At 38.8% G+C, this 16,250-nt stretch carries 15 protein-coding genes; 4 read left to right on the top strand and 11 right to left on the bottom strand.

The window, feature by feature from the left end:
* Positions 1-27: 27 nt before the first annotated feature.
* The 7 genes from O3599_RS06835 to O3599_RS06865 all read right to left on the bottom strand — a co-directional run bounded on the left by O3599_RS06835 (position 28) and on the right by O3599_RS06865 (position 5,934).
* Entirely contained in the window at positions 28-1,383 is a 1,356-nt protein-coding gene (locus O3599_RS06835) for an N-acetylmuramoyl-L-alanine amidase family protein (protein WP_371512367.1), read from the bottom strand.
* A gap of 155 nt (positions 1,384-1,538) precedes the next feature.
* Positions 1,539-2,411 (bottom strand): GIY-YIG nuclease family protein, encoded by an 873-nt coding sequence (locus O3599_RS06840; RefSeq protein ID WP_227326053.1) that lies wholly within the window; start codon positions 2,409-2,411, stop codon positions 1,539-1,541.
* A gap of 87 nt (positions 2,412-2,498) precedes the next feature.
* Positions 2,499-2,960, bottom strand: a complete 462-nt coding sequence (locus O3599_RS06845) for a hypothetical protein (RefSeq protein ID WP_261014410.1) — start codon at positions 2,958-2,960, stop codon at positions 2,499-2,501.
* The gene (locus O3599_RS06850) at positions 2,957-4,162 is read right to left on the bottom strand and encodes a hypothetical protein (RefSeq protein WP_371512370.1); all 1,206 of its coding nucleotides are present in this window, start codon (positions 4,160-4,162) and stop codon (positions 2,957-2,959) included. Before O3599_RS06850 ends, O3599_RS06845 begins: the two co-directional genes overlap by 4 nt.
* Positions 4,163-4,471, bottom strand: coding sequence for a hypothetical protein (locus tag O3599_RS06855; RefSeq protein ID WP_227326050.1), 309 nt, complete (start codon positions 4,469-4,471; stop codon positions 4,163-4,165).
* Positions 4,471-4,881, bottom strand: coding sequence for a hypothetical protein (locus tag O3599_RS06860; protein WP_247947688.1), 411 nt, complete (start codon positions 4,879-4,881; stop codon positions 4,471-4,473). Before O3599_RS06860 ends, O3599_RS06855 begins: the two co-directional genes overlap by 1 nt.
* Before the next feature lie 9 nt (positions 4,882-4,890).
* On the bottom strand, positions 4,891-5,934 hold the full coding sequence (locus O3599_RS06865; protein WP_227326048.1) for an SPFH domain-containing protein: 1,044 nt from the start codon (positions 5,932-5,934) through the stop codon (positions 4,891-4,893).
* Between the two features lie 286 nt (positions 5,935-6,220).
* On the opposite strand from O3599_RS06865, the gene O3599_RS06870 reads away from it, so the two are divergent.
* On the top strand, positions 6,221-7,150 hold the full coding sequence (locus O3599_RS06870) for a helix-turn-helix transcriptional regulator (protein ID WP_150922809.1): 930 nt from the start codon (positions 6,221-6,223) through the stop codon (positions 7,148-7,150).
* Positions 7,151-7,199: 49 nt separating this feature from the next.
* Here O3599_RS06870 and O3599_RS06875 read toward each other — a convergent pair whose 3' ends face one another.
* From O3599_RS06875 to zapA, 3 genes are all read right to left on the bottom strand, one after another.
* Positions 7,200-9,536 (bottom strand): endonuclease MutS2, encoded by a 2,337-nt coding sequence (locus O3599_RS06875; RefSeq protein ID WP_371512373.1) that lies wholly within the window; start codon positions 9,534-9,536, stop codon positions 7,200-7,202.
* A gap of 103 nt (positions 9,537-9,639) precedes the next feature.
* Positions 9,640-10,188, bottom strand: coding sequence for a CvpA family protein (locus O3599_RS06880; protein ID WP_371512375.1), 549 nt, complete (start codon positions 10,186-10,188; stop codon positions 9,640-9,642).
* Positions 10,185-10,487: a cell division protein ZapA gene (gene zapA / locus O3599_RS06885; protein WP_000002019.1), complete on the bottom strand. Its 303-nt coding sequence runs from the start codon at positions 10,485-10,487 to the stop codon at positions 10,185-10,187. Before zapA ends, O3599_RS06880 begins: the two co-directional genes overlap by 4 nt.
* An 86-nt stretch (positions 10,488-10,573) precedes the next feature.
* Here zapA and rnhC point away from each other — a divergent pair, with 86 nt between their 5' ends.
* The 3 genes from rnhC to O3599_RS06900 all read left to right on the top strand — a co-directional run bounded on the left by rnhC (position 10,574) and on the right by O3599_RS06900 (position 14,673).
* A complete protein-coding gene (gene rnhC, locus O3599_RS06890; protein ID WP_371512376.1) occupies positions 10,574-11,455 on the top strand; it encodes a ribonuclease HIII in 882 nt (293 codons plus the stop codon).
* A gap of 3 nt (positions 11,456-11,458) precedes the next feature.
* Positions 11,459-12,073 (top strand): signal peptidase I, encoded by a 615-nt coding sequence (lepB, locus tag O3599_RS06895; protein WP_033689324.1) that lies wholly within the window; start codon positions 11,459-11,461, stop codon positions 12,071-12,073.
* Positions 12,074-12,306: 233 nt separating this feature from the next.
* Entirely contained in the window at positions 12,307-14,673 is a 2,367-nt protein-coding gene (locus O3599_RS06900) for an ATP-dependent RecD-like DNA helicase (protein WP_247939883.1), read from the top strand.
* A 195-nt stretch (positions 14,674-14,868) separates the two neighbouring features.
* On the opposite strand, the gene tig is transcribed toward O3599_RS06900, so the two are convergent.
* Positions 14,869-16,152 (bottom strand): trigger factor, encoded by a 1,284-nt coding sequence (tig, locus tag O3599_RS06905; RefSeq protein WP_247939884.1) that lies wholly within the window; start codon positions 16,150-16,152, stop codon positions 14,869-14,871.
* Positions 16,153-16,250: the final 98 nt, after the last annotated feature.

Consider the following 16,250-nt stretch of genomic DNA (forward strand, 5'->3'; position numbering starts at 1 on the left):
TTTATTTGTTTAAAGTGCAACATTTATCTATCCGACAAAACGATGGTTCTTCACACGAAAGACAACAGATTGTCCATCGTATACCTTGCCATCTTGTCCTTTTCCTTTGATAACAAAGCGATAACTGCCATCTGGAGTGGCACTAAAGAAGTGACGAGTTTGAAAGGCACGTAGACTTGGATTATAGGTCACAGTAAACTGAGTTTGTGTAGAAACTGAACCTGTATTTGCATCAACTAAGGCAAAATCATAGTCTACTTTATAAGATGAAGATGGAGTGCTAGGTAGAGCGATATCGATATAAGTCATAGCATCATTGACATGATAAAGGCTTATTCCTAATGATGTTGCTTGTGAACTGCTTGCTGTATGAGTTCCCTCAGAACTAATCCACTTGCCTGAGCCATCAACTTGATAACCATCTGGTGTACGCTCATTCACTGCCATCTTTCCATTTGACTTGAGATAATAATCACCTACCCAAGTATTACGAGCATAACTGCCTTCTGAAGTTAAGTAATAGTAAGAACTGTAGTTACTGTCATAAATCCACTCACCTTTAGCCATCTTACCGTTTGACTTGAGGTAGTAATCACCCACCCAAGTGTTACGAGCATAGCTACCTTCTGTTGTCAAATAATAGTAGGATTTGTAGTTGTTATCATAAATCCACTCACCTTTAGCCATCTTACCATTTGACTTGAGATAATAGTTGCCCACCCAAGTGTTGCGGGCATAGTAGCCATCTGAGGTTAAGTAATAATAAGCTCCATCGTTCTTATCATAGATCCACTCGCTTTTAGCCATGTATCCACCTGACTTAAGATAGTAAGCACCCTCCCATGCATTTTGAACATAATTACCTAAAGCATCCAGGTAGAAATAGGAATTATAGTTCTTATCGAAAATCCACTTACTAGTAACTTTAGTACCATTTTGGTAGTAGGACGAACCTGACCAGCCATCTTTTTGACTTGTTGTCGATTGGTTAGAAGTCTTTGGAGTTGAAGTAGCTGTTGTCTTACCAGTCAGGTTCTTAACAGCCTCTTTAAACTCTTCTACAGTCCCCTTCCACTCTATGTAATTGGCACCAGACTTATTCTCATTAGCTATATAATTACGAGCAGATTCTTCGAAATAAGATAATTCTGGAGTGGTTTTTGTAGCCCAAATAATGGGACGATTAGCAGTACCTCTCCAATTTTTAAATACTTCTGAACCCTTCGGAACAAGAATATAGTATTTTGCAGATGGATTAATCGTCTGGGTGTCAGCCTGCACCGTTTGTGCTGAAAAAGGTAGAACTCCTGCTGTGTCTACAAGAGAGACAAGACCAAATGTTGCAGCCGCTAGGCTGGTTACTAAAACTGTTTTTGACTTCATTATCAAAAACCTCCTTTAAATTTTTATTATTTACACTTACAGTAAGGGATGGACTCTGCTATATTTATGAAAAGAGTATCTATGTTTACCTTTACTTGATTTTTAAACTAACTTTTTATGAAAGGGAACTATACTTACCACTAAAAATTATTCTTTTAATTTTCATTGTAGCCAAAATCACGAGTCCTTAAAATTTCTTTCCACCAGTTTTCCCTCTCTATTACTTCAGCTTTAAGAGTTTTATTAGAAAAAATTTCTAAAATTGTATATATAAAATTCTTTTCAAAATATTCCCCACCTTTTTCTTCATACAAAGCTCTCAAACCTTTATTACCACCGTGATAGCTATCAACATAATTTGCCCAACGCCCCCATAACTTTTGCTCTCCATACGCAGCCCCAACATATTTTTTACCTGTTTCCTTATCAACTTGTAAATAAACTGCATTTAGATTTCCCAAAGCCGTTCTCCAAGATGGATTTCCGTTAGAAATAATCCCTTTTAATTCTGGATAAGTCAAACATACATTTTCATATCCATTAAAGTTTTTAGTATCAATTTTTCTTTCTAATATTGAGTTTAGAGTAAACCATTCTAATGAATCTTCTAATCTAAATCTAAAATGTTGTGATTTGGTAGGTCTTACCATTTTCATAATTAAACGCCCATTCAATCCTACTTCATCAAATTCAGAGACAGGAATTAAATTATAAAAGGTAGTCGTAACGCCATCTTTTTCAACTTCATACGTACTCGGTTGTGTAAAAACTCCCACAAACAACCATAATTTATTTTTTAAATCATAAGGAATAAAATGAATAGTATACTGCCTATCCATAACATAATTGAAACCTGGTGTTTTTCTTTTTCTGTTGCTGTCATGAAGAAAACCAATCTCTTGTAATAAACGATCATGATTTAAAGCAAATAATGTATTCGTATCAATTCCAAACTGGTCTATATTATCCAATTTAATATTAAATTCAGTTAAATCATCAATTCCTAATAATGTTTTTAAATTAAGCATATTTTATTTCCTTTCACTATATTCTCAACTTAAAGAGCCTCCTAAGATTTTCTTCAAAAATAGTTTTAGATTTATATTATTTAACCTTTAGGTTACCTCAAAAATTCCCCCACAATATTCACACGTTTTAAAAGTTCCTATTATACCTTCTGTTGGTGTGTGACATGTTGGACAGTAGAATCGTTTTGCAGTTAGACGATAATCTGTTTCTTTTCGCATTTCATTTCCTTGATCTACAAGAACATCTTCGTTTCGATTTTCATACTCTAAAACTGTTTTTAAACTTGTTTTGTATTTTTTCATGGTTGGTGGTTTTAGCAATAGAATGAATGAAATTACTAAAAAGATAAAAAATAACCCAAATAAAAACTGAATGAACAAATTGAACGTGGAATAGTAAAAATTCAAAAATTGATCCTCACCTTTCCGTTCCAATAAGGAAGTACTTTCTTGCAGTAAAATTTGGCATAATTTAAGACCATTTACAAAGCATATTATGAAGATAGGAGGATAAATAAATTTTGTTATAACTAAACGATAGCGTTTCATCTATTTCTCTCCTTTCTAGAAAGCCAACAACCACAATAATCGCAACTTTCACCTTGACCCAATTCCAATAAATTTCCTCCACCACAAGATGGGCAAATTACAGGATATGTAGTTTCTGTAATTTCGTGTTTATCAAATATTTTAAATAGGGCTTCAATTTGTTTTTTAGTTTTAAATTCCTCTTCTTGCTTAGATTTACGATAAGAGTGAATAATTATTATTACCAAGGAAATAATATACCAAGGCCCCAGAAGATAAATTAACTTAATTGCCCACTCTCTTATATAATTACCGTCAAGAGTCAAACTAAAACACAAAATAACAAGAATTTGTGATAAATTGTGAGCAAGTAGATAATCCAACTTCAAGAATTTTTTAACATTTTCTCGAAAAATCCATATAAGAATTAGAGATAGAATTGAAAAAGGAACATTGGGAAAAGAATAAAACAACATTGCTATTGGAATAGGAATTCCGATGGTATATCCTAAAAATATTGAAGCTAATATTTTTAGGATATATAAGTTTTGCGAATCATAAATAGCCGCTACTATAATAGTACAAAAAATTGTACCAATGTTTACAATAATCCAATGTTTAATATTTACCCAACTTATATGCAACATATCCGAAACTAAAAGTAATTTTCTTTTAGTTTTATCATCTTCCTTTACCTTATTTTGAAGAAAGATTTTTCCTAAATAGTAGAGAAAATAAATGAGATAGAGTGGCAATATCCTGTAGATAACTTTTAAAAATAATACTTTTTCACTTGAAAAATCACTAACAAACACAATTACTATACTTACTAAACTCACTACACATATTAAAAGTGCATATTGAATATATTTTAGATTCTTTAAGGCAAAACAATCTAAAATATTTGTTTTAATTTTTACTTCTAATGGTTTGAAAAACAGATATAGTAGAGAAAAAATAACATAAGTAATCTCCGGAGCACCTAATATCAATACTAAAACAGATAGAATAGGTGTATAGGATAAAACCCTTTCCGATTTCACTCGAAAAATTATGAATAAAATTTTTAACGTCAATAAAAATATAAATGGAACGATACTCATTCTTAGAATACTTGGTTCTTCTATATGTCGTACAAAATCATATAATGACAGAAAAGAAGAAAGTAGAATTAAAATCCATTTATATAAGCACCGCCAATTTATATTCAATAAATCAGACACTTACTTTTCTCCTTTCTTTTGATTAATAAGGTACTCTTTATACTGTGCTTTACCATTATATATATTATCTAGTGCTTTTACTTTTATTTTAATTTTTTCTAATATTCCGAAACTATAAAAAATAAACATAGATAAAGCAAAACCAGTTAAAGAAAATAGAACAGGACTAGAAATAAAAAATTTCATATATAAAGGCTCCACATCGGTAGTAAGCGTCATTACTAATATTTCAAGTACAACCGCCATAACAAATATTGCACTCGTCAAGCCCATAAATAGCAAACTTAATGATCGAAATACTTGATACATTAATAATCTCCCGTTTTAGGTTTAAAAACATTCTCTGCATTTTCTGAGAAAGCTTCTGCTCGTCCTTTACGATAGTGACTATCTGCTGCTGTTAAAGAACCTATAATAGCCACCAAACCGATTGCTAACACTTCAATAATCCAAAATAGAAAACTGGGTAAAATCTGTACTAGAGGCATCATGAAAACTTGCCCAAGTACCCAAATTGCAGTAACTACATTGATAGGTAGCCAATCTGTAAACTGACGCTTGATAACCATTTGTAAGAAAAAAACAAACTCTGCTATGACTAAAAATCCCAAAGCAACATAGTATAAAGAAATAGATAGATGAGGAATTAATAATCCTAAAATAATTGTAGTAATAATTGTCACAATTCCTGCTACATAAATCCAAATATTTTTACTCATATTCTTCTCCTATCTTGCTTGACCACAATTGGAACAGAATTTAGCTCCGTCTGAAAATGCAGTCCCACATTGACTACAAAACTTAGCTAAACCGATTTCTTCATTTGAAGCTGACTGATTCTGATTTGGCTGTTTATCTGATGATAGCGCATTTCCCAGAGTTCCCATCAAATTACCAAATTGGGCTCCCAATCCAAGTCCCATCGATATCCCCATTCCAGCTCCCATTAGATTCCCAGCAGATCCTTCATTTTGTGCTGCTTCTTCTAAAACATCAAATTTACGCTCTTCTTGGTAAGTGTAACCTTCAATGTCACGACCTGCACGTTTACCTTTGGAAGTTAAAACTCTTTGATGATATTCAAAGATGTCCTTATAACCTTGACTATCTTGATTCACCTTCAAGGCTTCAATGTTAAATTCTTCAACACTAATCCCATATTTAGAAAAATGATTGGATAAAATTTTTGATAATTCAAGAGCTATATCATAGGTGTGCTTTTCAATATCAATAACTGCAATCTTATTGTTATAAACCACCTGAGAAACAGCTGAATTGATAATTCCTATAGCAGCTTGTCTAAAGCGTTTTTGAAAGACGTCAGCTGTAATCATATCTGGATGGCTTGGCATAAACTCTAAGATAAAAGCTTCCAAATCTACAATTCTTGGAATAAAGTTTCCATACGATTTTAGCTCAACAGGAATTTGACTTTCTGGATCTCTAACCAATATCGGTGACGGAGTTCCCCATCCAATTGGTTGTAAATCGTACATATTAACAAACCAAAGGAAGGAAGAATCTGGTGATACACCCCCACTAACAAAGGATTTCAGCCCAGTCAGAAACTGAGTATTGTTCCCATCAATCTTATGTTTACCTTCCTCATAACTTTCAACAGCTCGACCATTCGAAAAGAAAACAGCTCGTTGACCAGGATTAACAATCAAAGTTGTTCCTGGTTTCATATTTTTATTAGGATGTCGCCAAGCTAGTACATTCCTAGTATCTTCTCCTTCATACCGAACAACTTCAAATATATTTAATGCCATATTTATCTCCTTTTCATAACAACTTGTTTAGTAACGCTCTATTATTTCGTAGAGGCATTTAACAAATTATAATTATAAGTAATCTCCTTTTAAATCTTATTGTTTACGGTTACAGTATAGCATGCTATTTACCTTATTTACTAAAAGCGTATCTATATTTACCTTTATTGAACAATTACCCCCCCCCCCCCGAAAAAGCGTAACTATAATTACTTTTTTCTAAAAATTCCCTTAAAAACTGGTAGAATTATGATAGAATGGAAAAAAGGACTTGAGGAGATTTAGGATGCAAGATGAAAGTGTGTATGGATTAGTCTATAAGGCTATTCGTGAGGAAAGAGGGTTTACACAGAAGGAAGCTGCTGGAACTACAGTGACTCCTCATTTTTTACGTCAGTTTGAGCAAGGGAAATCTCGGATAACCATTCAAAAATTTGAAGAGATTCTTTCTAATATTGGAATTGATAAAGAGACCTTTGATAGTCTTAAAACGCAGATGTTTCCAACTGAATTTCATAAATTACAGGCTCAAGTTGCTGATTTGGCTTATAAGCGTGAATTTAAAAAGATCATTAGCTTGATTAATCAGCCCTTGGAAAATCCTGGAATCGCTGAACACTATGTGATTGCCAATCGTGTAGTCAATAAATTTGCTATCGCAAACATCATCGGCGATTCTTTTCTGACTCCAAAAGATTATCAAGAACTAGAATATATCAAGAACTATCTCAGTGAATTGGACGACTGGAATAAAATTGAGGTGAATATCTTTTCATCTATCTTGCCTCACTTTTCAATCGAATTTTTAGATTATAGGCTCTACCACTTATTAGATACTCTAAAAAAACAGACTGAATACCATTCAATCCGTACTTCTGACTATTATATTGCCTGCTTAAGAACTGCTATCAAGCATTACTCTGTTAATGGCTACTATGATAAAGCTGAAAATCTAGCGTTGAAGACCCTGGAAGTGATTAATACTTTCCCTCTACTGAGTACCAAGATGACAGAGATGATTAGTCTTTCTATGGAACGAGCTAATAATTTTCTCAGACAAGACGATGTCAGAGGTCTAGAACTTGCTAAGCATATCTTTGCCAGTCTTGATAACTTTGAAAAAATCTATCCAAATCAACTTCTGACTCGAATGAGAGAGGATTTCTTTGTTACTGTCACACAACTCAATCACACTGGACAACCTTTAGATATATAATCTAGAAATCAAAAAAGCTTGAGGAACCACATATTTCCTCAGGCTTTTCTTATCCTTTAAAGGTCACAATAGTTGCGCCACTCCCTCCAGCATTTTGTGGGGCATAGCCGAAACTCTTGACATGTTTGTTTCTTTGTAGGTATTTGGTAACACCTTCACGGATGACTCCTGTACCGATACCGTGGATGATATCAACTTGAGCCATATTATTAAGCAAGGCTTGGTCGATAAAGGCATCTAGCTCATTCATAGCCTCTTCATAGCGTTTGCCTCGAAGGTCCAGTCTGGCTTGAGGTCCTCGGCCAGAAGTTCGTTTCACGACATTGACTTGTTTCTTCTTGACTTGTTTTTCTTGCTGATCCTGAACGAGGTCAAATTCTTTCTCTTCCAAGGTCATCTTGATCAAGCCGACTTGAGCTTCCCAGCGGCCGTCCTTGAGTTGTCTGGTCAAGGTACCACGCTGGCCATAACTGAGAACCACGATATCATCGCCCACCTTAGGAGCTCGTTTTTTCTTGGCCTTTTGAAGGACCTTATTTTTAGATAAATCTACTTTTTCAGGAGCCAATTTTTTCAGCTTGGCCTTGGCTTCAATGATTTCATGGGGTTTGAGTTGAGATTTGCTGTGGAGATTTTTGAGAATCTGGTCACTCTCACTTAGAGCCATGTCCACAATCTCAGCAGCCTGTTCACGCGCCTTATTAAGCTCGGTTTCCTTTTCACGATTGAGCTCGTTGTAAAGTTTTTTGAGAGCACGGTTCATCTTGAGATTTTCTTGCTCCACCTCACGGATATTGTCCAAGCGTTTGCGACTTTCCAGTGTCTGCTCTTCCAGTTGTTCAATGATTCGGTTGACATCATTGTCCTGATCGACCTGCTGGCTGGCATCCCCCACGATAACCTCAGATAGTCCTAAACGTTTAGCGATTTCGAAGGCATTGCTTCGGCCAGGAACACCCTGCATAAAGCGATAGGTCGGGCGAAGAGTTGCAGTATCAAACTCCATGCTGGCATTTTGCACAAAGGCTGTCTCAATACCATAGGCCTTAAGTTCTGGATAGTGGGTCGTAGCCATGGTCTTGACTTGACGTAGGCGAAGGTCCTCCAGAATAGCCATAGCGAGGGCGGCTCCCTCTTGAGGGTCGGTACCAGCCCCCAACTCATCCAAGAGTAGGAGTGAATGTTGGTTGACCTTGCCAAGAATATCCACAATATTAGTCATGTGGCTAGAGAAGGTAGACAAACTCTGCTCAATAGACTGCTCATCGCCAATATCGGCAAAGATTTCTTCAAAGATACCAACACGACTTCCCTTGTCTGCTAAAATCGGCAAACCAGACTGGGCCATAACCTGTGTCAAACCCAGAGTTTTGAGCATGATGGTCTTCCCACCTGTATTGGGGCCTGTAATGACAATAGCTGTTAAATCTTGGCCAAAATGGACATCATTTGCGACGGCATTTTTGACCAGAGGATGGCAGACATGGAGCAGTTGAATTTCTTGATTTTCTGACAGCTGAGGTACGACTGCTTGTCTTTCTTGGATAAAGCGGACCTTGGCACGAATCAAGTCCAGATGGCCGATAATCCAAGCATCATTGGCAATCTCAGCCGCATGAGGGCGAACACGCTCAGAAATTTCTTGGAGAATGCGAAGCATTTCATAGCGCTCATCTGCTCGTAAACTAGCAATTTCTTCGCTCAGTTTGACCACCTCACGGGGTTCGATATAGACGGTATTTCCACTAGCAGAAATATCATGAACGACACCTGCAATCTTATTGCGGTAGGTGTTTTTGACTGGTAAAACCTGACGACCATTTCTGCTGGCAACAATCGCTTCTGTCAACATCTGCGCTTTTTGCTTGAGCAAGTCTTGTAAAACATCGCGTACCTGACTTTCGCTATCATGGATTTTCCGACGGATGCGCGCCAATTCTTCACTGGCAAAATTTTCAATGAAACCTGCATCATTAAAGGCCTGAAGATTTCCTTGTAATTGCGGAAAATCGTGTAATTTCTCAAACCAAAGGGCTAATTCTTCCAAGCTGACATTTTCCAGATTGGCGTAAAAACTTTGTAGTTCTCGGCTGGAAAGAAGCACGCGCTTCAAGAGCAGGAACTCCTCAATATTGAGGTCTGCCCCCATCTCCAACCGCTTGCAGACTCCTGCGATTTCCTTAGTTGCTAGAATGGTAAAATGCGGTTGCTCAACAAAAAGAGCCTGCATTTCCTTCATCTCAGCAAAAGCCTGTTTGATTTTATCTGCTTTGGCAGTCGGAGCCAGCTGTCTCAATTGCTCCAAGCCCTGCTCAGTCAACAAATGGGGTTCAAACAAGGCCTTGACCTTATTGAACTCTAATGTTTCTAATATTTTCTTGTTCATCTTTATTTCCTTGTCTTTGAATGTCTAGGTGTGTTAGCTTTTTACATTCTGATAGATTCGAGTCAAATCTGTAAACAAAGGGCTAGGAAAATTCCTGCCCTTTTTATCCGATTAAATTTGTCACCCAGATTTGTTTGAGCCAACTGGTTGTTACTGGTATGCTCTGGATGATATGTTTTGCGACGATACTCTTTTCAAGAGGATTTTGTATAACTGCCATGGGGATGGTCGCCAAGATGGTCAAGGCCATTTGCAAGACAAATAAGGTCACCAACATGGACAAGATACCTGCTGAAACTTGGAACAACTTACCACCCAGTTTTTTACTAGGAAGTAAGTGTAAGAGGAGACCAAGCAAACGACCGATGCTATAGACAACCCCGAAAACCAACAAGTAGCCGATACCCGCGTAAAAGACCTTATCCAACTGAAAGAGTTGATCCGATGGGAAAAAGAAAGTTCCCTGACCTTCCTGCGGATTTGCATAAGGGAGCAACAAATGAAATTGTTCTCCCAGCTCCTTATAAAACTGGCCAGCCATAAAAGCCGATGCCATGGCTGAAATCAGGTAATAAACCTGTAAGAGCAGGCCTCTCCGATAGCCGATATAAAATCCCCAAGCCAAGACCAATAGAAGAAGGAGTGAAATCATAAGGAATCCTCAATCTTGCTCTGTTCTTGCTTGCAAGTCACCAGCTTATGACGGAGTTCTTCTAATTCTTGCTCCTTATCATCAAATTCAATCTCACGGCTGAGTTGAGTTGACAAACAGTTGACTGCCAACAAAAGAGCGATTGTTTCATCATCTGCGCTAGGCATTTGTTCTTTAATTGCTTGGTATTTTTCTGTCGCAACCTTGGCGATTTCCTCCATAAAAAGGTTATCATGTTCGCTTGTCAAGGTTAATGATTTTTTCCCGAATGTAAATTTGAATCGATTTAGATTTGCCATAAAATTCACCTCACGATATTATACCAAAATTCGCTAACTTTGTCAGTTTTTACAAATTTGCCTGCTTTTGTGGTACAATAGAAACTATGGCAAGTATAACACTCACACCAAGCGAAAAGGAGATTCAGGCTTTTCTTGAACACTATCAAACCAGTCTGGCTCCTAGTAAGAATCCCTATGCCCGCTACTTTTTGAAACTACCTCAAGCAACCGTTTCTATCTATACTTCTGGAAAGGTCTTGCTTCAAGGGGAAGGGGCTGAGAAATATGCTCGTTTCTTTGGCTATCAGGTTCTAGAGGAAAACAGGGGACAAAATTTCCCTTTAATTGGGACAGATGAGGTGGGAAATGGTTCCTACTTTGGTGGGCTTGCAGTTGTGGCTTCCTTTGTCACACCTGACCAGCATGACTTCTTGCGAAAACTCGGTGTAGGAGATTCTAAAACTCTGACCGACCAAAAGATCCGTCAGATTGCCCCTATTCTCAAGGAAAAAATTCAGCACCAGGCACTGCTTCTCTCACCAAGCAAGTACAACGAGGTCATCGGAGACCGCTACAACGCTGTTTCGGTTAAGGTAGCCCTCCATAATCAGGCTATCTATCTCCTCCTTCAAAAAGGTGTTCAGCCTGAGAAAATTGTGATTGACGCCTTTACCAGTGCTAAAAATTATGACAAGTACTTGGCACAAGAGGCCAATCGTTTCAGCAATCCTATCAGCTTAGAAGAAAAGGCTGAGGGCAAATACTTGGCTGTCGCAGTTTCTTCTATCATTGCGCGTGATCTCTTTCTGGAAAATCTGGAAAATCTGGGACGAGAACTGGGTTATCAACTTCCAAGTGGAGCTGGAACAACTTCTGATAAGGTGGCTAGCCAGATTTTACAAGCCTATGGTATGCAGGGACTCAACTTCTGCGCCAAACTGCACTTTAAAAATACTGAAAAAGCGAAAAAACGCTTAGAAAGGTAAGTTATGAATTCATTTAAACATTTCCTAAAAGAGTGGGGATTATTCCTCCTGATTCTGTCATTACTAGCTTTAAGCCGTATCTTTTTTTGGAGTAATGTCCGCGTAGAAGGTCATTCTATGGACCCTACCCTAGCGGATGGCGAAATCCTCTTTGTTGTCAAACACCTCCCTATTGACCGTTTTGATATCGTGGTGGCCCACGAGGAAGATGGCAATAAGGACATCGTCAAGCGTGTAATCGGAATGCCTGGCGATACCATCCGTTACGAAAATGATAAACTTTACATCAATGACAAAGAGACAGATGAACCTTACCTAGCTGACTACATCAAACGTTTCAAGGATGACAAACTCCAAAGCACCTACTCAGGCAAGGGATTTGAAGGAAATAAAGGCACTTTCTTTAGAAGTATTGCTGAAAAAGCCCAAGCCTTCACAGTTGATGTCAATTACAATACCAACTTTAGCTTTACTGTCCCAGAAGGAGAATACCTTCTCCTCGGAGATGACCGCTTGGTTTCTAGCGACAGCCGTCATGTAGGTACCTTTAAAGCAAAAGATATCACAGGGGAAGCTAAATTCCGCTTCTGGCCAATCACCCGTATCGGAACATTTTAAGAAATCGAAGAGGCCGAGAAACAGCAATCTCAGCCTCTTCTTCTATCGTGAGAAGTGATTGTTTATTGACTACTACTCTTCGAAAATCTCTTCAAACCACGTCAGCTTCCATCTGCAACCTCAAAACACTGTTTTGAGCAACCTGTGGCTAGCTTCCTAGTTTGCTCTTTGATTTTCATTGAGTATAAAATAAAAACAACCCCAACTCTCACCTATTCATGCAAAGGAATTTTATGGAAGTTTATTTTTCAGGAACCATTGAACGGATTATTTTTGAAAATCCCAGCAATTTTTATCGCATCCTTCTCCTAGAAATCGAAGATACGGACGCAGAGGATTTTGATGATTTTGAAATCATTGTCACAGGAACCATGGCTGATGTAATTGAGGGAGAAGACTATACTTTTTGGGGGCAAATTGTCCAGCACTCCAAGTATGGGGAGCAACTGCAAATCAGCCGGTATGAACGCACAAAACCAACTAGTAAGGGCTTGGTCAAGTACTTTTCAAGTAGCCATTTCAAGGGGATTGGTCTCAAGACAGCTCAGAAAATTGTGGATACCTATGGCGACAATACCATTGACGAAATTTTGCAACACCCAGAAAAGTTAGAAGGTATCGCAGGACTCTCTGCCAAAAATCGCGAGGCTTTCGTCTCCACCCTCCGTCTCAACTACGGAACCGAGATGGTTTTGGCCAAACTAGCCAACTACGGCATTCCCAACAAACTAGCCTTTCAGATTCAAGACTTTTACAAGGAAGAAACCCTTGATGTGGTTGAAAATTATCCCTACCAGTTGGTTGAGGATATCAAGGGTTTGGGCTTTACCATTGCTGACCAATTAGCAGAAGAACTAGGAATCGAAAGTCAGGCTCCTGAACGCTTCCGCGCCGGGCTAGTTCACAGTCTTTTTCAGGCCTGTATGGAAACAGGGGACACCTATGTTGAAGCTCGGGATTTGCTAGAACAAACCCTTACTCTCCTTGAATCTTCCCGCCCCGTGGAACTGGATCCCAGCCAAGTGGCCCAAGAACTCTCCTACCTGATTGAAGAAGACAAGGTCCAGCAGATTGATACCAAAATTTTTGACAACAGCCTCTTTTTCGCTGAGGAAGGCATCCGCAGTCACTTGGTTCGTATCCTTGAAAAAGGAAAACAGAAGAGCCAGGATTTAGAAACCATTCAAAAACATATCGCTACTGTCGAGGAAGAGCTGGGGATTGAGTATGATAGCATTCAAAAACAAGCTATCTGTGATGCTATCCAGAACAAGGTCTTTATCCTAACAGGTGGACCTGGTACTGGTAAGACAACGGTTATCAATGGTATCATCGCTGTTTATGCCCTTTTAGAAGGACTTGACCTCAGGAAAAAAAGCAACCTACCTATTCTTCTTGCCGCTCCAACTGGACGAGCAGCTCGCCGCATGAATGAATTGACAGGCTTGCCTAGCGCGACCATACACCGTCATTTAGGAATGACAGGTGACGATGACACCAGTCATCTGGAAGATTATCTGGATGCCGACTTTATTATCGTGGATGAATTTTCTATGGTGGATACTTGGCTGGCCAACCAACTCTTCTCCAACATCTCTTCTAACAGCAAGATCCTCATCGTGGGTGACAGCGACCAGTTGCCGTCTGTCAGTCCTGGACAGGTTCTAGCGGATCTGCTTCATATTCCCTTGATTCCTCAGACTCGCTTGGAAAAAATTTATCGACAAAGCGAAGAATCAACCATCGTCACTCTAGCTAGTCAGATTCGACAGGGTATCCTGCCAGCTGATTTCACCCAGAAAAAAGCAGACCGTTCCTACTTTGAAATTGCTAGTGCCCATATCCCTGCTACCATTGAAAAGATCTTAGGCGCTGCCCTCAGAAGTGATATTCCTGCACGTGATATTCAAGTGCTGGCTCCCATGTACCGAGGGACGGCAGGGATTGATGCCATCAACCAGCTCATGCAAGACCTCCTCAATCCACCACAAAAAGATCAACTCAGTTTTGAAGCTCCCCAGTGCCATTATCGTAAGGGGGACAAGGTCATTCATTTGGTCAACGATGCTGAAATCAATGTCTTTAATGGTGATTTAGGAGCCATCACAGACCTGATTCCTGGTAAATATACCGAATCGAAACAAGACGAGATTGTCATTGATTTTGATGGCAATGAGGTCTCTTACCCACGTAACGAATGGTACAAGATTCGCTTGGCCTATGCCATGAGTATCCATAAATCACAGGGAAGTGAGTTCCCTGTTGTCATCCTACCTATTACTAGTGCTAGTAGGCGTATGCTGGAGCGCAATCTCATCTATACAGCCATTACACGCGCCAAAAGCAAACTTATCTTACTAGGCGAGTTACAGGCCTTCGACTATGCTACCCAACATATCGGAACTGCCCGAAAAACCTATCTGATTGAACGCTTCAGTGATTTATTGGAGAATGTTGAAGAAAAGCAACCAGCGGTCTCTGAAACTGCCACATCAAGTAACTATGAACAATCCTACATCCTGACAGAAGAAAACTGGGACAGCATCCCCGCCATGATTGGGATTACTGACGCAGACCTCAAAGAGATTTTTGGAAAATAGTGCACAAGAAAACCCACCAATTCAGGTGGGATTTTTGTTTATTAATACTCAATGAAAATCAAAGAGCAAACTAGGAAGCTAGCCGCAAGCTGTACTTGAGTACGCTAAGACGACGCTGACGTGGTTTGAAGAGATTTTCGGAAAATAGCGCATAAGAAATCCCACCTAAGCAGGTGGGATTTTTATCTATTAAGATTATTTAACTGTTGCTGTGCTTGTGATCAACTCAACAGCTTTTTTGATTGTGATATCATGTTTCAACATATCAGCTGAAAGCAAGCTTTGTACTTGTGCAACTTCCATGTTGTAATCTGCTGCCAATTGCTCAACTTCTTTTTGGATTTCTTCTTCTGAAGCATCAAATCCTTCAGCTTTGGCAACTGCTTCAATAACAAGGTTAGTCTTAGTACGTGACTCAGCTTCTGCTTGGTATTGATTGTGAAGGTCTTCTTGAGTAGTTCCAGTGATTTGGAAGTACATGTCAGGGTTGATACCTTGACGTTGCAAGTTTCCAAGGAATTCATTTACTGAACGGTGAACTTCTTCGTGAATCATTTCTTCTGGAAGTTCTACGATTTCAGCGTTTTCTACAGCTTTATCAATTGCTGCACCTTCAACTGCATCTTTGTATGCTTCTTCTTTAGCTTCAGCTAACTCTTTGCGGTATTTTTCTTTCAATTCAGCAAGTGTTTCAACTTCTTCGTCGATGTCTTTTGCAAGTTCATCGTCAAGAGCTGGAACTTCTTTAGCTTTTACTTCGTGGATAGTTGTCACGAATTTAGCTTCTTTACCTGCAAGATCTTCTGCTTGGTAGTCTTCTGGGAATGTTACAACTACATCAACAGTTTCACCAGCTGAGTGACCTACCAATTGGTCTTCGAAACCAGGGATGAATTGACCTGAACCAAGTCCAAGTGAGAAGTTTTCACCTTTTCCACCGTCAAATTCAACACCGTCGATAGAACCAACGAAGTCGATGACAACAGTGTCCCCGTTTTCAGCAGCAGCTTCCTTGATAACCAATTCAGCCAAGTTGTTGCGTTCGCGTTCGATACGCTCTTCAACATCAGCGTCAGTTACTTCTTTTTCTACATCTACTGATACTTCAAGGTTTTTGTAGTCACCCAATTTTACTTCAGGTTTTGTAACAACTTCAGCAGTGATAACCCAGTCTTGTCCTTTTTCCATTGAAGTTACGTCAATTTTTGGTTGAGCAACCACTTCAAGACCAGCTTCTTTTACAGCTGCTTCATAAGCGTTTGGCAAAAGAGCGTTCATAACGTCTTGGTAAAGTGACTCTTCACCAAATTTTTTGTCGAAGATAGGACGTGGAAGGTGACCTTTACGGAAACCTGGAACATTAAGAGATTTCTTCACTGAGTTGAAGACACGGTCCAATTCTGGTTTGATTTGGTCTTGAGAGATAGTGAAAGTCAAGACACCACGGTTTGTTTCTTTGTTTTCAAATGATACAGACATTCTGTCATTTCTCCTTAAAATTTTTTAAATACAGTCTATTATAACATAAATGAGCGACTTTTTTCAAGTAATGAATGCGCTTTTCAACGATAGGAAAG

This window comes from Streptococcus sp. 27098_8_103 (genome assembly GCF_041432345.1).
Classification (GTDB): Bacteria; Bacillota; Bacilli; order Lactobacillales; family Streptococcaceae; genus Streptococcus; species Streptococcus mitis_BV.